Raw genomic sequence first — 19,306 nt, 5'->3', positions numbered from 1 at the left:
ACCGCACCGTAAACAGGTGTGTTTTTTTATGGCTAAAGATGGCCAGGAACCTCAAATTAAAAAAAGGAGAAAACTTATGATAAAAAAGCTTTCACTCCGGAACAAGATTTTAATTATTGTTTTTATTACTGTGCTGATTTTAACGGGAATACTTTCTGGCACAAGCATTTACAGTTTAAAGCATAAGATGCAGGAAGATTTACAGCATGAACTGAGCAGTGTCGGCATGCTTACAGAAAAGAACTTGAATCCTGAACAGATACATCAGCTTCTCAGTGTTTCAAGTCCGGATAATTTTGTGTTCAAGAATGTCCAAAAAGAGCTTGATTCGATAAAAAAAGAACAGGGAATCATGAGCTGGAGCTATATTTGGAAACCGGATCAGGGCGGATTTGCTCCAATTGGATATACCAGTGACTTAAATGAAATTTATAAGCCGGGCCAATTATTCAAGGATATTGCCCCCATCCATTTAAAAACAGCGAAACTTGCAATTTCAACAGGCAAGCCTCAGGTTACGGATATCTTTAAGGACAGCTTCGGCACTTGGAGAACAGTATTTACACCTGTTACCTATAACGGTGAAACAATTGCTGTATTGGGAATTGACTATTCGGCAGAGTACATAAATAAATCTTTAAATTCCTCTATAGTAAATCAGATCCTCATCTCCATTGGCGGGCTGATTGTCATGATGTCACTGCTCTATTTTGTAATAAACAGGCTCCTTAGGCCTTTGAAAAAAATGGTTGGCATTGCAGATAGCATCGCAAAAGGAGATTTGACGGTGGATATCAATATGGCCGCAGCATCCAGCGATGAAGTGGGCAGGCTATCAGGATCCATCGGTGAGATGGTGAAAAACTTAAATGGGCTGATAACCAATATTCATGACACTTCGAGCTATCTTGCAGCCTCTGCAGAAGAACTTTCAGCAAACGCATCTGAAACGTATGATTATTCAATGAAGGTTTCAGATGATGTGGCGAAGGTCGCAAAGGGCAATGAAATTACATTAAGGACGACCGAAGAAAGTGCAGCTGCTATTGAAGAAACTGCCTACGGAATCCAGAAAATTGCCGGATCATCCTTTATAGTTTCAGAGTCTTCCACGCTTACTTCACGTGAGGCGAAGGATGGAAACCATATTATTCAGCGATTAATTCAGCAGATGAGCCTGATCAATACCTCTGTGAATCAAATTGGCAGCGCGATTATCAAGCTAAATGACAATACAACAAAAATAGATGATTTTGTCCGGATTATATCTGACATTGCCAATCAAACCAATTTATTAGCCCTGAATGCTGCCATTGAGGCTGCCCGGGCAGGAGAACATGGCAAGGGGTTTGCGGTAGTTGCAGATGAAGTAAGAAAACTGGCGGAGCAATCTGCAAGTTCAGCCACTCAAATTACGGAGCTGATCAGGGATATTCAGCAGGATTCTGCTTCCTCCATTTCTGTTATGGAAAAAGGAGAAGAAAATGTTGAAGCAGGTTTGAAGCTTACAAATGAAGCTGGTGAAGTATTCAAGCGTATCTTAGATTCTGCAGAAGAGGTGGCCATGCAGATTCATGAGGTATCTGCAGCCTCTGAACAGATTTCTGCATCATCAGAAGAAGTTGCAGCATCGGTAAATGAAATGAAAACTACCGCCCAAAGTACATCGGAATTCTCGGGACGTGTCTCTGACGCTACTTATGAACAGCTTTCTTCTATGGAAGAAATCAAAGCAACCTCAAATTCTCTAGGAAAGACAGCCGAAGAGCTTCAAGAGCTTGTCGGTAAATTTAAGATTTAAGGAGGGGGAAGATTATTATGAAATTTCAGGGAAAAAATGTATTGGTTACAGGCTCCAGCAAAGGTATTGGAAGAGCCATTGCCCTTGAGTTCGCTAGTGAGGGAGCCAATATCCTGATTAATTATACAGGCAATCATGAAGAGGCTGAAGAGGTGAAAGCAGCAGCAGAAAAACATGGCGTGAAGGCCCTGGCCTTTTTTGCGGATGTTTCGGATTCAGCACAGGTGGAAAGCATGTTCACATATATGGATGAACATCTTGGCAGCATTGATATTCTGGTGAACAATGCCGGGTTCGCACAATCCTCCCTTATTACTGACCTAAGTGATGAACAATGGGATCGGATGATAAAGGTTCATTTATATGGCACTTTTTATAATGCAAGGGCTGCTGCAAAAAGGATGAAGGAAAAAGGACGGGGAAGGATCATCAATATTTCCTCTGACCTGGGCAGCCTTGGGTGTGAGGAGTTCACTCATTACTCAGCTGCAAAAGGCGGGATCAATGCCTTTACAAAAGCGCTTGCCAGAGAGCTTGCACCGGACATCTTAGTCAATGCAGTGGCACCAAGCGGAACTCTGACAGATATTCTTAAGGCATTTGGCGAGAATTATATTGAAGAAGAGTCTGCCAAATATCCTCTGAAAAGACTTGCAGCTCCTGAAGAAATCGCCAAAAGTGTGTTATTCCTTGCTTCAGATTCTGCCAGTTTTTATGCAGGGCAGATTTTAAGCCCCAATGGCGGAGTTGTCATGAACGGATAAAGTGAATGGGTGTTTTCGTAAACTTTGCTGCTATGAAACAAGGTGGCTGATTTAACAATGAGATTTTAGTATGGAGGATGTTAAGTGATCGCAATATTTACCTTTTGTTTATATCTTATCTTTATTTACTATATTGGCTTTAAAGGCTATCAAAGAATCAATACGGCAGAGGATTTGATTGTAGCCGGCTGGAGTATGCCTCTTTACGTGGTAACCGGAAGTCTTGTTGCTGCTTTACTTGCTGCACCTTTCTTTTTTGCAGCAGTCGGATCAGGCTATAATGACGGGGGTTTTGAAGGGACTGCCACAATGGCTGGTCTCGGCACCTGCATGATTTTAGGCGCGCTGATTTGGACCAAGCCGCTAAGAAGGCTGAAGGGATGGACGATTGCAGATTATTACGGCTTAAGATACGCAAGCAAAAAACTGGGAGCCTATACCGGAAGTGTAATGGCTGTGGCATTTGGATTATTCAATGCAGGGGCCCTGACTGTCGGCGGAACATATATCATCCAGAATATTTTTGGAATTGGTTTTATTCCTGCAGCCATTTTGTTTGTCAGTCTGACTGTTATTTACTCCGTGGTTGGGGGCTTATGGGCAGTGGCTTATACGGAGATTGTCCAGGGTTTGTTTGCCATCGTCGGGATACTCGGCATTGCCCTGGTCATTATCTTGAAGTATCATGATTTCACTTTCAATCCGAATTGGTGGAATGTCAGCCATCTTTTCAACAAAGGCGGTGCAGGATTTTGGTCGCTGTACCTGATACTGGCTCTTGGCGACATTCCCGCAGCTGACTTGGGACAGCGGGTTGCAGCAGCGAAAAATCCCAGGGTTGCATATCTGAGCATGATTATCGCAGGCAGCATCGTTATTTCTATCAGCTGGATACCGGGGATGCTTGGGGAAGCTTTTAAAACCATTTTCCCTCATAGCTCGAATCCTGAAACACTCATGCTTGCATTTGCACAAGGGTATTTTCCACCTGTCATTTCCGCCATCTTTTTAACCGCAATGGCAGCGATGGGTATGTCTACGCTTGCTGCCTGCTATGTGGCAGCATCAGGAATCGTAACAAAAAATATTTATCTGGATTTTATTAATCCAAATCCAGATCCGAAAAAATTGCTGCTGTTTTCAAGACTGGCTATTGTAGTAAGCGCAATGTTAGGTCTTGCCCTTTCACTTGGTTTCCAAAAAATCATTAACCTTGCTTATCTGGCATGGGATATCGTGTTCGTTACCCTGTTCTGGCCGCTGGTGCTTGGCCCTTTTTGGAAAAGAGTGAGCACACCAGCCGTATGGGCAAGCATTACAGCCGGATTAATTTATTATATTTTAACTTCTATATTTTCAGTTCCAGGACCTGTTTCAGGCTCATCCGGATTTTGGGGGCTTATAACTGAATTATGGCATAACCCTGGGCTGTCCGGAGCGGTTGTTTCAGGACTGGTCATTGTAATTACAAGCTTGATCATCCCTCCGACTGAAGAGGTACTGGAAATGCACCGTATTGAAAAAGATAAAACACTTGATGAGCTTCAAAGCTTTGAGAAAAAAGAATCATATATAGAGCCGGGTACTAAAATTATATAATAGAAGGAAGGGGAACCCGGAAAGGGTTTCCCTTCTTGTATATCAGCGAATATTCCAATGGTCCATAAGAGGGCCATCTTTTCCGAAGAGCGGGTCATTACCGGGAAGCGGAACGTCCTGGATCTCTTTAAGCACATCAGGACGTTCGCTGGATTCGCAGGCTTTGATATTATAATCCATGCCTCCTGGGTAGGCTCCTGCCACTTTAAAGGTGCTGCTTGCATGTATCTTTTTATGGCCTGTACCAGCAGGAAGCACCAGCACATCTCCTTCGCCGACTTCAATTTGCTTTCCATTTTCCCCGCCAAGCATAAGGGTGGCTGTTCCTTTCATTACCCCAAGTACTTCATGGGCATTGCTGTGGTAATGGTGATAATCAAACACTCCATTCTGCCAGCTGTTTCCCCAATTATTCCGGTTGAAAATGGATTCTGTTTGTCCGGCTCTGTCTCTTAAAACCCCAGGATAGATCAAAACAGGCAAGCTTGGATGATTGGGTATATTGCCATCATCAGAAAAGTACATCGTTATTACTTCAATAGTATCCATATAATAGTCTCCCTTCAATGCGGTGAAAATGCTGCTGACTTTATACAGGATTCAGTCCATAATCCTGAATGAGTGCATGCTAATTAAAAAAGATTCATATCGAACAGAAATGTTATTTTCCTTTTTTTCACCGCGTTTGATAAAGTATTTAATATATAGTAAGAGTTACCTCTGGTGTCACATCCTAAAACACAAAAGGGTACAAAAGAGTCATCAAAGAAATCTCAGCGGGGGATGAGAGTAAACATACGGATGGAAAGTTCACTTTATTCTTGAAGGAGTCTGTACATATGAAAAAGTATCTTAGTAGGTTTCTTCCTGTTGCTATGCTTGCAGCTTTAGTGTTCCTTGTCCTGGGAGCCTGCACAAAGGATGAAAGCAAGCAGGATCAGCCATTTTTTAAGCATCAGCAAAAAACATCGTTTCAGCATATTCATGGCATCGGTTTTGCGGGAGAAAATGAACTGCTTCTTGCCACACATAAAGGCATTTTAAGATATTCAGGAAACAAGTGGTATACAACCTCAAAAAATAAACATGATTATATGGGATTCCAAACGATTAAAAATGGTTTTTATGCAAGCGGCCATCCTGAAAAAGGCTCCCGTTGGAAAGATCCGCTTGGACTTGTGAAAAGCAGTGATTACGGAAGGACAGTAAGCAAGCTGTCGTTTTATGGAGAAACCGATTTTCACGCCCTTGCTGCAGGATATGAAAGCGGGATATTATACGCTTTGAATCAGCAGAAAAACGCTAAGATCGGAGCAGGGATTTATTATACAAAAGATGAAGGAGGCACCTGGGCCAAAAGCCGGCTGAAGGGGATGACATCAAAGCAGCTGGGAGGAATGGCAGCGCATCCGCTTGATGAAAGGTTATTTGCTTTATACGGAAAGGAGGGAATCTTTCTATCAAGCAATTATGGAAATGATTTTGTATTATTTCCAACACCCGATCCAGTCACTTCAATGTCGTATGGGAAAAATGACATTTTGTTTGCCACTGCCAATGAAAATGAAATACTTCTTTACAGGCTGGATTACAAAACAAAAAAACTATCGGCTATGTCCAGTATAGAAGGCACCTCTGAACATCCTGTGCTCTATTTAGCAGAAAACCCTGAAGATGGAAAACAATTGGCATTATCTACGTCAAGTAATAATGTATATATTTCAAATGATAAAGGCGGAAGCTGGAAGGAAATTGCGATTGAAGGAAAAACAGAGTAAATGAAAACCTGAAGGAAAAAGTAGGGGAAATGCTGAAAAGCCATCTTATTGAAAGGTGGCTTTGCAATGAGGACAAGTGATTTCTTTAATGTGCTTGAACTGAATTTTTTTAAAATCCTTTTTAGTGAAGGTTGGAAAAGTATGATATCTAACTCCGCATTCACAATGGTTCTGATCTTTCACAATATGTCTTTCATTCGCATGATTCAGTGTGACTGATGGATACAGCATCGATTTCCCTCTTTTAGCTAATTTATTAGGCAAATTAGAAAGGGACAGAATTTATCAATATGAAATTCTGGCAACCCGGCCGCCATGACAAGTAATGACTGCTTTAGGCCCGTGGCTTTGCGTCTTTTACTTTCGTAAAATTTGCCCAATAAAAATAATATCACACTTTTGAGGCATATCCCTAACTTAGTATTCTAATTTGAAAAGAAAACAGCAGCCGTTTCATTTGCGGCTGCTGTTTTCTTTCCTTTTCTCTTTTTTTCTGACGAGCTGGTAGCTGATGAAGGCAATATATAAAGGAATAGCTACATAAATAAAATAAGGAAAATCTTTAGGCTTTTTCTCAAAAACCATATAAGTTGCATAAGCTAGAAACAGTGTGATGATGGTCCCGTATTTAGGGAGAGGAATTTCCTTTAGGCTTGGAATCTTTATTTTGCTTACCATAAGAATACAAAGGACGATAAATGCCAGAGGTAAAATAAACACAGGCATTTTGCCATGAAGCAGGGTAAATAAAGTTAAAAGCCCTCCTCCTGCTGTAATAGGAACTCCTGTGAAATAGTGCAGAGAAGATTTTACTGCATTAATATTGAACCGCGCCAGCCTGTAGGCGCCAAATAAAGGAAATAAACCGGCAATGGCCATCCCGGCAACTCCGAAATCCGAGAAGAAGGTATAATATGCCATCATTGCAGGTGCAACTCCGAAGGTTACAATATCTGCAAGTGAATCGAGTTCTTTTCCCAATTCGCTTTCTGCATTCAGCATTCTTGCAATACGCCCATCCATGCTGTCCAGCATCATGCCTATTAAAATAAGGATTGCTGCATTTTTGTAGTGTCCTTGTGCTGAAAACATTATAGATAGAAAACCGAAAAATAAGTTAAATAATGTGAATAAATTCGGTATGCCTCTTTTTACTATCTTTCTCACTCCCTAATTAAAATTCTCCTGAACATGAAAAATTTTCATAGTGTTTTTTGCATGTTTATTATACAGCACGTGCCGGTATTTTAGCAGGAAATGTTCACTATTCTGCCGATGCCCTGCACATTGCGTATGGATAGGCTTGCTGTCATCTTAAAGTTTTGCTATTTCTTTTATTTTATACAGCAGATTTGACGCATCCTGTCCTGTTATTGTTTCCCCGTTTATCCTGCAATATGGCTGGGTCCTGCAAATAAGGCAGTTGCTTAGACATTCATACTCTTTGTAATGGACACCCGGCTTAGTCAAAGTTTCTCTGTATGCGGAAAAACTTTCACCTTCCTGAATAAATTGATCCAGATTATTTTGGCAGAACTCAAGGGTTATGGATTTTTGTTTCGGCAGTATCCTGGAGAAAAGTGATTTCATCGGGAACACTTCCTTTAATCTTTTTGAGTATTATGGTGAAGTGAAGCTTAAGCACCCATTATATCATGAAACATCTGGAAAATAAGGGTGAATCGGGGAATGGAAGGACTGCATCGAAAAATCTGAATTATCGCTGTATATGTAATATAGTGGAAATGTAGTAAGTAATCATTTATAATAGTGAAGTCTTTAAAATATCATGAACCTGCCGGGCGCTGCTTGATCAAAGTTGGCTTTTTTTAATTAAAGAAATATAAAATTAAAAGAGGTAAAAAAAGGAAAATCAGAGTACGAAAGTGGAAGTTATATTTATTGGTCATTTTCCTTTAAATTGTTTATAGTATTAAACATGTTATTGTTTCTTGTTAAAAATGTAATAATTTCATGTAATTTTTGTAAAGGCTCGTTCATAAGATAATTGAGTATTTAGAACCTTAACCTGTCCTTATGCGAATGTTATAATTTGTAAAACCAGTAAGAGGGGCACGATGGTAATTACGGGTAAACAGCGGACTGCTGTTGACTTATTATTCACCCGTAGGTATCATTAGTCGTGCATGTACGCCTCTCTTAGTCAACCGGTAAGAGAGTTTTTTACATTTTACTTAAAAAATTATTACCACTAGATTGATAGAGGTGAAATCATGAATAACTTGTTGAAAAAGAGCAGGGATTTACTGACTCAAAGATTGCTGGGCTTTTTCTTAATAGCAGTTGTTTTGTTTTGGATAAAAACCTATATCGGATATAGAGTGGAGCTAAACTTAGGCATAGATAATGCCATGCAGAAATTCCTGCTATTCATCAATCCGATAAGCTCAGCCATCTTCATTTTTGGATTAGCGCTTTTAGCAAAGGGCAAAAAAGCATATAAGTGGATCATCGCCCTGAATTTGGTCCTGTCGTTCCTATTATATGCCAACTTTACGTATTACCGTTTCTTCAGCGATTTTATCACACTGCCGACATTGACACAGGTGAAAAATGCTGGTGATCTAGGACAAAGTGTCACTGCACTGCTTAAACCCTATGATATCTTATATTTCCTGGATACCATTATTTTAATCGTGCTTTACAATGTGAAAATTATAAAACCGGAACAAATTAAGATGAAACGCCGTACAGTTGCATCCGTTTTCATCCTGGCTATCTTTGCTTTCTCGATTAACCTTGCACTGGCAGAGAAAGACCGTCCTCAGCTTCTGTCAAGAACCTTTGACAGGAATTACATTGTGAAATATTTGGGCATGTACAACTATACCGTTTATGATGCCATCCAAAATACAAAAACCTATGCACAGCGCGCCACAGCCAACAGTACAGATATAGCTGAGGTTGTAAACTATACAAAGGCAGCACAGTCCCCTCCTAATCCTGCTTATTTCGGGAAAGGAAAAGGGAAAAATGTAATTTACCTGCACTTGGAATCAACACAGAATTTCCTGATCAATTACAAGCTTAACGGACAGGAAGTCACACCGTTTTTGAATTCTCTTGCGAATAATAATAAAGACTTCATGTATTTCAATAATTTCTTCCATCAGACAGGACAAGGGAAAACCGCTGATGCAGAATTTATGCTTGAAAACTCATTATTCGGTCTGCCGCAGGGTGCAGCTTTTACTACACAGGCTCAAAACACCTATCAGGCAGCACCAGGCATACTTGGTGAAAAAGGCTACACTTCTGCTGTGTTCCACGGGAACTACAAAACCTTCTGGAACAGAGACAAGATTTATAAATCACTGGGTTATAATAAATTCTTTGATGCCAGCTACTATGATATGAATGATAATGATGTGATGAATTATGGATTAAAGGATAAGCCTTTCTTCCGGGAATCGATTCCAATGCTTAAGACATTGCCGCAGCCATTTTATGCGAAGTTCATTACGCTTTCCAATCACTTCCCGTATCCTTTGGATCCGGCCGATGCTACAATTCCTAAAGCAACAACAGGAGACTCTTCTGTTGATGGCTATTTCCAGACAGCGCGATATGAGGATGAAGCATACCGTCAATTCTTTGATTACCTGAAAAAGTCAGGTCTATATGATAATTCAATTATTATTATGTATGGTGACCACTATGGTATTTCCGAAAACCATAATAAAGCAATGTCCCAGCTACTGGGCAAAGATGTTAACAAGTTTGAAAATGCGCAGCTTCAGCGTGTGCCATTGTTCATTCATGTTCCAGGAGTGAAGGGCGGCCAAATGCACCAATACGGCGGCCAGGTTGATTTAATGCCAACTCTTATGCACTTGCTTGGAATTGATACAAAAGATTATGTGCAGTTTGGATCAGATCTGCTCTCAAAACAGCATCGCCAAGTTGTTCCTTTCCGAAATGGAGATTTTGTTTCTCCAAAAGTAACATCGCTTAACGGAAAGTACTATGATTCAAAGACAGGCGAACTGATTAAGAAGAATGATGAAATTACCAGCGATGAAAAGATGGTTGAAAACATGCTGAGACTTTCTGATGAAGTCGTCAATGGAGATTTATTAAGATTTTATACACCAAAAGGCTTCAAGCCTATAGATCCTAACAAGTATGATTATAATCATGATGAAGGAGCTCCAAAGGCTCAAACGTCAGGTGAATAAACAAAGCAAAAAGCCGGGACTTGTTCTTCCCGGCTTTTTTGCTGCGTAAAGTTTGGCTGAATGAATTTCTGCGGTTAAATATATAGTATAGCGGAATAACCATTCTGGGAGTTCTTCACAATCTCTTCCGAAGCGCGACGTGGATTCTTTCAGCTCATAAATCTGGCTGTTTGATGGCCGAACCGGCAAATTGAAAGTTTGACTGCGATGAAATATCCGGGAATTTTTCTGCAGTTCTTGTTTTTTGCCTGAAAGAGTGGGTAAATATATGTAATGAGTGAATGGACAGCAAAGGTTCATTCAGCCGGTGCAGAGCAGCTTTTTAAGGTTGTGTGACAAGGCTGATATATGCACTTATTTATTGGATTGAAAAATGCTTATATCCTGAGGGGATTAAGGCGAAGCCCGTCTGAACAAGAGGCTGGGCAAAGGCGTCTGTAGCAGAAATCAGCAGGAAAGCTTAACAGAGCCTTTTTTTAAAAAGTGAGTAAAGATTTTTGCAGAAGGAGGATGAAATATGATTATTGTTTATGCAAGTATCATTCTGGTTGCAGGATCTTTAATATATCTGGCTATATCAGCCGTAAAGACATATAAAGACACAAAACCAGCTTTAGCCAGCTTGTCGGAAACTGCAGGAAGGATGCAGGCTAAAACCCAGCTCATCAAAACAGAGACAGATAAACTAACCGGAACACAGCAGGAAATTGCAGAGGATATGGAATACAAAAAGGAAGCGGTCCAATACACTATGGATTCTGCTAAAGCTTCTCCAGAATCCTTTAAGCAAATCTGGAAGGCAGTAAAAGGAAAGAAAAAACGGCATCCTTCTGTACGTATGAGATAAACTATAATTTTGCGGGCACCTCTATAAAGAGGTGTTTTTTTTTGCCATTTTTTTGCTGAATATTTAATTGGAAAAGACGGATAGTAAACATATAAACATTATAAAGGAGTGAAGGGAAATGAAGTTTGCTGTAGCAGCAAGCGGTGCTTTGGCGCTTTTTATCGCTGGGTGTGCCGCTGATCATAATAATGATGGAAAAAGAAATCTGGGGTTGAATACAAGCAACCATAAAGACCGCAATAACACGATGGATGTCAGGAATACTGGAGACAATAACCGCCCTGATATCATGAATAATGATCCTGCAAATAATGGTACCATTAATCAGATGACAAATCGTCATGACAATGATTACAGCTTCTCTGATAAAGTAGCTAATCGTGTGGAAGCACTGAAAGACGTCAAGCATGCAAGAGTAGTCCTGGCAGACCATACTGCATATGTAGGTGCCGTGCTGGTGGATAAGAACGTTAAAGATGTAACAGGAACATTGGAAAATAAGATTGCCGATAAGGTTAAAGAAAGCGACAAATCTGTTGACAAAGTTTACGTGTCAATCAACCCGGACTTTGTTCAGCGTTTGGATAACTATTCAAATGATTTCCAGAACGGCAAACCTGTTAAAGGATTTGCACATGAATTCAGCCAGACAATCAAGCGCATCTTTCCTGATGCAAGATAAATCATAATATGGCAAGGCCAAGTTCCTTTGGTTTTGCCGTTTTTTTTTTGTTGGTTTTGTTTATTTCTCCTGCTGATATCCGCTGCAGCAGCCTCTTGGGGCGGTTAGGTAAGCCAGTACTTTGAAGCCGAATGAAGCACAAAAAAGAAGATCAATTTGATCTTCTTCAATGTATCTGCGTTATCTGTTTTTTTGCTTTCTTTTCCTGATCGATTTAATAATGATCGTCAATATAACGATGATAAGAACCCATATCGCTATTGACCAAATAGAGAAAAAAGCATGGCGGGCTGGCGATGGCTTTGATTGAGTGCTTTTTAAATCCTGCTTTTCCTCAGCATATGCAATATGCTGGAGGTTAAAGGATTGGATAACCTGACCCACTTGGTTTTTTATAGAAAGTTTTCCGTCTTTCATGGCTAAAACTTTTGGATGGTCGGCTTTTGCCTGTGTATAATAGACATCACTTTTTAGTGAGTAGGTTTTTTCAGCCAGTTTAAACTTTTCGTTTTTATTGAGCTTTGCTGTCACAAAATGATTGAAACCATAATCCAGCAGTTTCTCTGTATCTAGATAGGCATTTTTTGAAGAATTATTTTTCAATGTGACTGCAATCAAATCCAGCTGGTTTCTGTGAGCTGTAGTTATCAGGGTATGCCCGGCCTGGCGAACATAACCGGTTTTTCCGCCCGTGATACCTTCATATGGGAATTCTCCCTTTAAAAGCTTATGATGGGTAACCAGTGTCGTATCCCAGGTTTTAACATGCCAAGGCAGTTCTTTAGTTCCTATAAAGGTTCTGAAATCAGGGTTCTGAAGTGCGAACCGGGTGATTTTCGCAAGATCCTCTGCTGTTGTAACATGCTGAGAATTGAAGAGACCGTGCGGATTGGTGAAATGTGTGTGTTGAACATGCACCTCACTCTTCAAGAAATGATTGAGGTCAATGGCAAATTGCTTTTCGCTGCCAGACAGATGCTCAGCAATTGCATCTCCAGCATCATTGCCCGAGTTAATCAAAAACCCTTCGATAAGCTTTTTTAGCTGTATCTTTTCGCCCTTTTCAATATATACGGAAGAGCCAATTTCATTAGCAGCCTTCCCGCTGACCGTAACTAATTCTCTTGGATCTGCCTTTTCCAGTGCATAAATGGCTGTTGCTACCTTCGTCAAACTGGCAGGGTACATTTTTTGCTCAGCATTTTTGCCGAATAGGATTTTTCCGGTTTTAGCATCCATTACAACGCCAGCACCGCTTGTGATGTCAGGAGCTGTTAGTGATGAAGCCTCTGAATGGGTTACAGAAGCCGAAAAAATGAAAATAAATGTGAAAAATAAGATGCGCAATGCGTTCATATATCTGTTCATGTCTCTTCTCCTGATATTTTTTAAATTTAATCCTTCACCATCATAAGGCAAAACGGGAGGGTGAAATGGCTGTGTCTCTGTTTATATTGAAATTGTAATCCTTCCTTAATGCCTCCTTAATATTTAAGGAGGATTCCCTCATAATATGAAGTATTTGGGATTTTTACGGAGCAGCCTTTTTTAGTCTTTGCCATTTGTGACCGATCTATTTCCGCTTATGTAAATTAAAAGCGGCGGTGCTTTTTATAAAGGCTGTTTTCGTAAACTTTGCTGCTATGGAAAAAGGTGGCTGATTTAACAATATGACTGCCTCACAGAACTCATTAAAAAACAACAAAAACAACATGTTTTAGAAGAGATCCAAGAAATAGACCGATAATACTTCTGCTTGCTAATGCCAAATAAAAAAGGAAAAGCATTCGTGTACAGCGCATGGCTGATAACGAATGCTTTTCCCTGTGTGATTTTAAAAAACATGATTGGATATAAAACGTCTTATTTATTAAAGTTCATTTTCAAAATCGCACTCTTTTAAAGGAACCATCTTTGTTTTGTACATGTATTTATGTCCAAGCCAGAATATAAGAAAAAGCGGAAGGCCGATATAGGAAACTAATGCACCGCTCCAGTTAATGGAACTGCCAGTGAAGGCTGTATAGTTTTGCCCTAAAATAATCACGATGCAAATGACCAAGGCAAAAAGCGGTCCGAATGGGAACCATTTTGAACGGTAGGGCAGTTCATTTAAATCTCTTCCCTGAGCCACATACGCTTTTCTGAAGCGATAATGGCAGATTGCGATTCCGACCCATGCGATGAAGCCTGACATACCTGATGCATTTAACAGCCAGACATAAACGGCTCCGTCTCCAAAGAATGTCGTTAAAAAAGCAAGTGTGCCGACAAGCGCAGTCACTATCAATGCATTTACCGGAACGCCTCTTTTATCGAGTTTTCCTAAGAAACGCGGCGCCTTGCCTTCGCGGGCCATATCCCATAGCATCCTTGTAGAAGCGTACATTCCTGAATTGCCGGCTGATAAGACAGCTGTCAGGATGATGGCGTTCATGACGGAGGCCGAGAATGCCAATCCAGCTTTTTGGAAAACTAATGTAAATGGACTGACAGCAACATTGCTGCTTAAAAGGCTGCTGTTGGTATAAGGGATAATGAGGGCGATCACCAGGATGGCCAGTATATAAAACAGAATAATACGCCAAAACACCTGACGGATTGCCTTAGGGATGGTTTTTCGCGGATTTTCACTCTCGCCCGCGGCAATTCCTAAAAGCTCTGTTCCCTGAAAAGAGAAGCCTGCTGCCATAAAGATGCCGAGGATGGTCAGGAATCCTCCATGGAAAGGAGCATCTCCGACTGTGAAATTTCCGAAACCAATGGCTTTGCCGCCCATAATTCCAAAAATCATTAAAGATCCGACAATAATAAAGATAATGACAGTTATTACTTTAATCAAAGAAAACCAAAATTCGGCTTCTCCAAAGCCCTTAACGGACAGATAATTTAAAAGAAACATGATAATTAAACAAATGCCGCTCCAAAGGCTTGAGGGGGAGTCAGGAAACCAGAATTTCATAATAAGCACTGCGGCGGAAAGCTCAGCTGCTATAGTGATTGCCCAGTTATACCAGTAGTTCCAGCCAAGCGCAAATCCGAACGCTGGATCCACAAATTTATTGGCATACACCCTGAATGACCCGGCTACAGGCATGAAGGCTGCCATTTCAGCCAGGCCAGTCATAAGGAAATACACCATAATGCCAATAGCTGCATAAGCAGCCAGTGCTCCGCCGGGTCCTGCTGTATGGATTGCTCCGCCGCTGGCTAAAAAGAGCCCTGTGCCAATGGTGCCGCCTAGCGATATCATGCTGAGGTGCCTTGCCTTCAGTCCTCTTTTAAGCTGGTTATTTTGGTTCTCAGCTTGCTTTGTCATGTATTACACTCCTTTAGATTTGGAAGAAAACACAAAAAACAGCCGTCGAAAAAGATCGACGGCTGTTATACCCGTGTAATCCTTCCGAAGATAGCTCCCCACGTTCAAAAAAACGTGACAGTGATGTTCCTGTTCGAAAACATCGCCAGAGTGGAAAAACAGGAATGATTCCACTCTTCGGCAGCTTATCCTTTTTAACGGAGTCTTTAATATTCACTGTATCTCGTCCGTTATACTGATATAAGCCGCGGCCTCTACCTCATCGGTTAATGAGGAATATTCAATTAAATCCGGCAGTGATGCCGGTTTGATATGTTAGCAGTATAAATGAGTTTTTGTGATTCCGCAATAGTTTTATTTTACCTTTCCTGGCGTTTACTGCGAAAAGCGGAAAGTGCAGCTTAAACTGATTTCCTCTCGATAAGTGAGTAGTCCAGCTTAACTTGTCTGGCTTCTTGGCTGCTAAGAAGCTCAAAGGAAGTTATTCCAATTTGTTCTAGCGGCAGTGAAACGGTTGTAATGTCCAGCATTTTTGAAATATAGTTATTGTCAAAACCAACAATTGCTAATTGTTCTGGTATTTGAATCCCTGATTTCCTTGCCGCAATCATACAGCCGGCAGCAGCTTCATCATTAGTGATGATCAAGGCATCTGGCCTGTTTTTCAGCATGCTCCATTTATGAAAAAGTTCTTCTCCGTCCTTCATGGTATAGCAGCCTTCAAATATCCAGTTTTCCTGGTACTCTGCATTGTATTTCTGGATCATATCTCTATATGCCTTAGTACGCTGGGAGCTATTTCTGCTGTTTTTTCTCCCAAGGCTGTAGCCGATTTTTTTATGCCCTTTTTCTGCTACATGCATGAGTGCGCAGGAAAAGGCAGCATAGTGGTCAATGCTAACCGATGAAAAGGCTGTCTGTGACGTATCTTCACACAAAATGATGGGCCCATACGACAGGTAGTCCTTTAATAGGGAAATATCGCTGCTTCTTGAGCAGATGATTACTCCATCAAGCTGTTTCATCTTCAGCATTTCCAGGGCTTCCTGTTCTTTTTCCTTTATATAATCCGTCTGGAAAATCACCAAATGGCAGCCGGCCTCCTGGGCCCTCTTAGAGATGCCTTCAATGATTCCCCCGTAGTAAGGGTGGTTGGAATATGGGCTGACAACTCCAATCAGATTGGTTTTCCCGCGGGAAAGGTGGACTGCATTTATATTCCTGGAATATTGAGATTCCTCAATAGCGCGCAGGACTGCTTCTTTTTTATCATTCCTTACATAAGGGTGATTATTGAGCACCCTTGAAACTGTTGTCACTGAAACTCCAGCGAGCTGTGCAATCTGCCGGATATTTGCCATTTTATCACCATTCTTTTTTTGCTCTTTCTCATATTTTACCTGATGTTAAAAGGCTCTGCCAGATAAGGGTTAATCAATCGGGTTTTTCTCTATTTTAAGAAACAATCATGCTCCCTTTAATCCAAAGGCAGGGATAAAAATAAGAAAAAATATCCAGGTCTATATATTGTTGAGATTTTGTCTGATTAAAGTATAATGAGAAGGTGTATTTTAATTGGATTATTTGCGTTGTCCTCTTTAAGGGAGAGTTATCATGAAATCAGAAAAAAATGGTTCCACACGATTAGATTACGGGTTGGCATTTATATTATTTCTTATGTTTATAGCTAGTGCTATTTCCATATACAGTGCACAGAAGTCAGGACAGTATCATGGCGAAAACTTTTTGTTAAAACAGATTGTCTGGTATGGAGTAGGCGCAGGATTTATTGCCGCTACCATCACCCTTGATTCTGATCAGCTAAAGAAAATATCCTGGTATACATATGGATTTGGGATTTTTCTCCTTATCTTACTCATAGTGGCACCTGAAAGCATAGCTAAGCCCGTTAATGGTGCTAAAAGCTGGTTCAAAGTTCCGGCAATGGGCTCTTTGCAGCCGTCGGAGTTCATGAAAATATTCCTGATTATGGCACTGGCGAATGTCAGTTCAAGCCATCATCTTAAAAATCAGGTCAAGACTATTCAGACGGATTTTTGGCTGCTCATTAAGCTCGGAATCGTAACACTCATTCCTTTGGCATTAATCATGCAGCAGCCTGACCTTGGGACATCTCTCGTATTAATAGCGATTTTATCAGGTATGGTTATTATTTCCGGAGTCTCCTGGAAAATTATCGTACCGATTTTTTCGGGAGTAGCGGCCTTTGGATCAGTTATCATTTATCTGGTTTTATGGCAGCCCAAAATATTAGATAAATATCTTGGAGTGAAGCAATACCAATTAGGCAGGATTTATTCGTGGATCGATCCTTATAATTATCAAAGCAATGAAGGCTTTCAATTAACAAAATCGCTATTGGCAATAGGTTCGGGACAGACGACAGGAAAGGGTCTGGACGGGCGCGAGGTCTATCTTCCCGAGGGCCATACAGACTTCATTTTCACCGTTATAGGGGAAGAGTTCGGATTCATCGGCTCGAGCATCGTTATCAGTTTATTCTTTTTGCTTGTTTATCACATTACGAAAATAGGCATGGATACCAAGAACAATTTCTATACGTACCTCTGTGTGGGCATTATCAGTATGATTACCTTTCACGTATTCCAAAACATTGGAATGACAATCGGTGTTCTGCCGATCACAGGTATCCCGCTTCCATTCATTAGCTATGGAGGAAGCTCGCTGATGGGCAACATGCTTGGCATGGGGCTGATCTTCAGCATCCGTTACCATTATAAAAAATATATGTTCTCAACTGATTCCTAATCTGCAGAGTTTGTTAGGAGGGCAAGCACAGTTTATGTGCTTGTCTTTTTTTTGCCGTTTGACACAGGACAAGGGCTAAACAGGTGCTTACGCTTTTTTATATCCAGCTTCAGCGCCTAGCCCCTCGGTCATAAGCCACATAAGAGTTGAAGGCAAAGGGCGCCTTCAATTCTTATGCGTCTTATGCTTGTCGGGGCTGAACAGGCGCTTACGCTTTTTGTGTAATCCAGCTCCAGCGCCTACCCCCTCGAGGTCATAAGCCACATAAGAGTTGAAGGTAAAGGGCGCCTTCAATTCTTATGCGTCTTATGCTTGTCGGGGCTGAACAGGCGCTTACGCTTTTTGTGTTCAAGGTATTTTGGAGTGGGCTATTAGGCTTGTTTTTGGTTTTTTATTCTGGCCATCAGGGTACTATATACTATTCGAGATCAGCTGGAGGACAGTTACATGAATGGGCTTAGGAAAAATCCGCTTGGAATTTCTCTCCCTTTTGATATTATTATTTTAATTTTCATCGATATTGCTGCCGCTTTTTACGGAGAAGATAACAGCCTTGTCTGGCTGCTATTCGTACTTCTGCATATTGTCTGTGCTGCAGGTTATTTATATAGACGTTTCAGCCAAAAGCCAGATCATCTTGATCCGTGCATACCAGGCGGATACGGAGTTGCAGATGCAGAGGGAAATATCCTCAATCTTAATGCAGCTGGAAATCAAATTCTTGGCTTAAAAAGTGCAGATGAATTTGACGGCATCTGGGATATTACAGATGGAGACGGCAAGGCCATAAGTAAATGGCAAATGCTCCAGGGGCAGGAAAATCATGCAGCGGGACAAAAAGAAATTATAGGCTTAAAAAGCAAAAAAACTGGACGTATTGAAAAGTGGCTTATTGTTCAATGGCAGTCCTTTTTATCAGCTTCTGGAAAAAGCAGAACTGCTCTTTCTTTTACAGAAATCACTGAAGTCATGAGGGTGGATCACTTATTAAAAGAGAAGAATAAGCAATTACAGAATCTGTCACTTACAGATGGATTAACTGAGATTCCCAATCGCCGTTATTTTGACATTCTTATAAAAGAGCTTTGGAGTGAAATGAAAGATAAAAAAGGCCAGCTTTCATTGATCATGCTGGATATTGATTGCTTTAAAAGCTATAACGATACTTATGGACATATTGAGGGAGATGCCTGTTTAAGGTTCGTGGCTGGGGCTTTAAAGAAGGCTGCGGGCGAAAAAGGGACAGTTTTCAGGTACGGCGGGGAGGAATTTGCTGTCCTTTTGCCGTATACAGACTACCGTTCTGGAAAGAAGCTTGCTGAAGAATTGATGTCTGCAGTTGAAAATCTCCGGATCATCCACGAATCATCTTTTCATAAACCTTATGTGACAGTCAGTGCGGGAATTGCAACTATAAGGCCGAATATGCCGGAAACGCTCCAGGATTTCATACAGCTTGCAGATGACCGGCTATACGAGTCAAAGAGAAACAGATCTTATAGAACAGAATCTGTTCTAACAAAATGA

The 19,306-nt window shown here is 40.9% G+C and carries 15 protein-coding genes and 2 riboswitches; of the genes, 9 read left to right on the top strand and 6 right to left on the bottom strand.

Translation table 11 applies throughout. The annotated features are described in order from the left end of the window. Positions 1–76: 76 nt before the first annotated feature. The 3 genes from ACN6MY_RS22625 to ACN6MY_RS22615 all read left to right on the top strand — a co-directional run bounded on the left by ACN6MY_RS22625 (position 77) and on the right by ACN6MY_RS22615 (position 4,164). Positions 77–1,801 carry a methyl-accepting chemotaxis protein gene (locus tag ACN6MY_RS22625; protein ID WP_419882153.1) on the top strand — a complete coding sequence of 575 codons (1,725 nt, stop codon included), beginning with the start codon at positions 77–79 and terminating at the stop codon, positions 1,799–1,801. A 17-nt stretch (positions 1,802–1,818) separates the two neighbouring features. Continuing rightward, complete coding sequence (locus ACN6MY_RS22620; protein WP_419882152.1) at positions 1,819–2,565, top strand: 3-oxoacyl-ACP reductase family protein; 747 nt, start codon at positions 1,819–1,821, stop codon at positions 2,563–2,565. 84 nt (positions 2,566–2,649) lie between these two features. Further along, a complete protein-coding gene (locus tag ACN6MY_RS22615) occupies positions 2,650–4,164 on the top strand; it encodes a sodium:solute symporter family protein (RefSeq protein WP_419882151.1) in 1,515 nt (504 codons plus the stop codon). A gap of 42 nt (positions 4,165–4,206) precedes the next feature. On the opposite strand, the gene ACN6MY_RS22610 is transcribed toward ACN6MY_RS22615, so the two are convergent. Continuing rightward, complete coding sequence (locus tag ACN6MY_RS22610) at positions 4,207–4,713, bottom strand: cupin domain-containing protein (RefSeq protein WP_419882150.1); 507 nt, start codon at positions 4,711–4,713, stop codon at positions 4,207–4,209. 290 nt (positions 4,714–5,003) lie between these two features. On the opposite strand from ACN6MY_RS22610, the gene ACN6MY_RS22605 reads away from it, so the two are divergent. Next, on the top strand, positions 5,004–5,942 hold the full coding sequence (locus tag ACN6MY_RS22605; RefSeq protein ID WP_419882149.1) for a F510_1955 family glycosylhydrolase: 939 nt from the start codon (positions 5,004–5,006) through the stop codon (positions 5,940–5,942). A gap of 297 nt (positions 5,943–6,239) precedes the next feature. Beyond that, a riboswitch (cyclic di-GMP riboswitch) is annotated at positions 6,240–6,329 on the bottom strand. Between the two features lie 66 nt (positions 6,330–6,395). Here ACN6MY_RS22605 and pssA read toward each other — a convergent pair. Then, on the bottom strand, positions 6,396–7,109 hold the full coding sequence (pssA, locus tag ACN6MY_RS22600; RefSeq protein ID WP_419882148.1) for a CDP-diacylglycerol--serine O-phosphatidyltransferase: 714 nt from the start codon (positions 7,107–7,109) through the stop codon (positions 6,396–6,398). Between the two features lie 147 nt (positions 7,110–7,256). Next, complete coding sequence (locus tag ACN6MY_RS22595) at positions 7,257–7,532, bottom strand: DUF1450 domain-containing protein (RefSeq protein ID WP_419882147.1); 276 nt, start codon at positions 7,530–7,532, stop codon at positions 7,257–7,259. 644 nt (positions 7,533–8,176) lie between these two features. Between ACN6MY_RS22595 and ACN6MY_RS22590 the strand changes: the two genes are divergently transcribed. The 3 genes from ACN6MY_RS22590 (at position 8,177) to ACN6MY_RS22580 (ending at position 11,670) form a co-directional block, all read left to right on the top strand. Then, a complete protein-coding gene (locus ACN6MY_RS22590) occupies positions 8,177–10,141 on the top strand; it encodes an LTA synthase family protein (protein ID WP_419882146.1) in 1,965 nt (654 codons plus the stop codon). Between the two features lie 517 nt (positions 10,142–10,658). Further along, complete coding sequence (locus tag ACN6MY_RS22585) at positions 10,659–10,988, top strand: DUF948 domain-containing protein (RefSeq protein ID WP_419882145.1); 330 nt, start codon at positions 10,659–10,661, stop codon at positions 10,986–10,988. A gap of 118 nt (positions 10,989–11,106) precedes the next feature. Further along, positions 11,107–11,670, top strand: a complete 564-nt coding sequence (locus ACN6MY_RS22580) for a YhcN/YlaJ family sporulation lipoprotein (protein ID WP_419882144.1) — start codon at positions 11,107–11,109, stop codon at positions 11,668–11,670. Between the two features lie 180 nt (positions 11,671–11,850). Here ACN6MY_RS22580 and ACN6MY_RS22575 read toward each other — a convergent pair whose 3' ends face one another. From ACN6MY_RS22575 to ACN6MY_RS22565, 3 genes are all read right to left on the bottom strand, one after another. Continuing rightward, on the bottom strand, positions 11,851–13,038 hold the full coding sequence (locus tag ACN6MY_RS22575) for a D-alanyl-D-alanine carboxypeptidase family protein (protein WP_419882143.1): 1,188 nt from the start codon (positions 13,036–13,038) through the stop codon (positions 11,851–11,853). Between the two features lie 502 nt (positions 13,039–13,540). Next, complete coding sequence (locus ACN6MY_RS22570; protein WP_419882142.1) at positions 13,541–14,989, bottom strand: amino acid permease; 1,449 nt, start codon at positions 14,987–14,989, stop codon at positions 13,541–13,543. An 83-nt stretch (positions 14,990–15,072) separates the two neighbouring features. Next, positions 15,073–15,254, bottom strand: a riboswitch (Lysine riboswitch). A 136-nt stretch (positions 15,255–15,390) separates the two neighbouring features. Next, positions 15,391–16,350 (bottom strand): LacI family DNA-binding transcriptional regulator, encoded by a 960-nt coding sequence (locus ACN6MY_RS22565; RefSeq protein ID WP_419882141.1) that lies wholly within the window; start codon positions 16,348–16,350, stop codon positions 15,391–15,393. A 253-nt stretch (positions 16,351–16,603) separates the two neighbouring features. Here ACN6MY_RS22565 and ACN6MY_RS22560 point away from each other — a divergent pair, with 253 nt between their 5' ends. Beyond that, positions 16,604–17,779: an FtsW/RodA/SpoVE family cell cycle protein gene (locus tag ACN6MY_RS22560; protein WP_419882140.1), complete on the top strand. Its 1,176-nt coding sequence runs from the start codon at positions 16,604–16,606 to the stop codon at positions 17,777–17,779. Between the two features lie 447 nt (positions 17,780–18,226). Continuing rightward, positions 18,227–19,306, top strand: coding sequence for a diguanylate cyclase domain-containing protein (locus tag ACN6MY_RS22555; protein WP_419882139.1), 1,080 nt, complete (start codon positions 18,227–18,229; stop codon positions 19,304–19,306).

The sequence above is a fragment of the Peribacillus sp. B-H-3 genome (assembly GCF_048572925.1).
Lineage (GTDB): Bacteria > Bacillota > Bacilli > Bacillales > DSM-1321 > Peribacillus.
Note: the sequence above shows the minus strand (reverse complement) of the source record. Positions and strands in the feature narration are given on the sequence as shown.

Coding starts and splice junctions, on each gene's coding strand:
- ACN6MY_RS22625 (WP_419882153.1), top strand. CDS start 77: ATGATAAAAAAGCTTTCACTCCGGAACAAGATTTTAATTATTGTTTTT.
- ACN6MY_RS22620 (WP_419882152.1), top strand. CDS start 1,819: ATGAAATTTCAGGGAAAAAATGTATTGGTTACAGGCTCCAGCAAAGGT.
- ACN6MY_RS22610 (WP_419882150.1), bottom strand. CDS start 4,713: ATGGATACTATTGAAGTAATAACGATGTACTTTTCTGATGATGGCAAT.
- ACN6MY_RS22605 (WP_419882149.1), top strand. CDS start 5,004: ATGAAAAAGTATCTTAGTAGGTTTCTTCCTGTTGCTATGCTTGCAGCT.
- ACN6MY_RS22595 (WP_419882147.1), bottom strand. CDS start 7,532: ATGAAATCACTTTTCTCCAGGATACTGCCGAAACAAAAATCCATAACC.
- ACN6MY_RS22590 (WP_419882146.1), top strand. CDS start 8,177: ATGAATAACTTGTTGAAAAAGAGCAGGGATTTACTGACTCAAAGATTG.
- ACN6MY_RS22585 (WP_419882145.1), top strand. CDS start 10,659: ATGATTATTGTTTATGCAAGTATCATTCTGGTTGCAGGATCTTTAATA.
- ACN6MY_RS22580 (WP_419882144.1), top strand. CDS start 11,107: ATGAAGTTTGCTGTAGCAGCAAGCGGTGCTTTGGCGCTTTTTATCGCT.
- ACN6MY_RS22575 (WP_419882143.1), bottom strand. CDS start 13,038: ATGAACAGATATATGAACGCATTGCGCATCTTATTTTTCACATTTATT.
- ACN6MY_RS22570 (WP_419882142.1), bottom strand. CDS start 14,989: ATGACAAAGCAAGCTGAGAACCAAAATAACCAGCTTAAAAGAGGACTG.
- ACN6MY_RS22565 (WP_419882141.1), bottom strand. CDS start 16,350: ATGGCAAATATCCGGCAGATTGCACAGCTCGCTGGAGTTTCAGTGACA.
- ACN6MY_RS22560 (WP_419882140.1), top strand. CDS start 16,604: ATGAAATCAGAAAAAAATGGTTCCACACGATTAGATTACGGGTTGGCA.
- ACN6MY_RS22555 (WP_419882139.1), top strand. CDS start 18,227: ATGAATGGGCTTAGGAAAAATCCGCTTGGAATTTCTCTCCCTTTTGAT.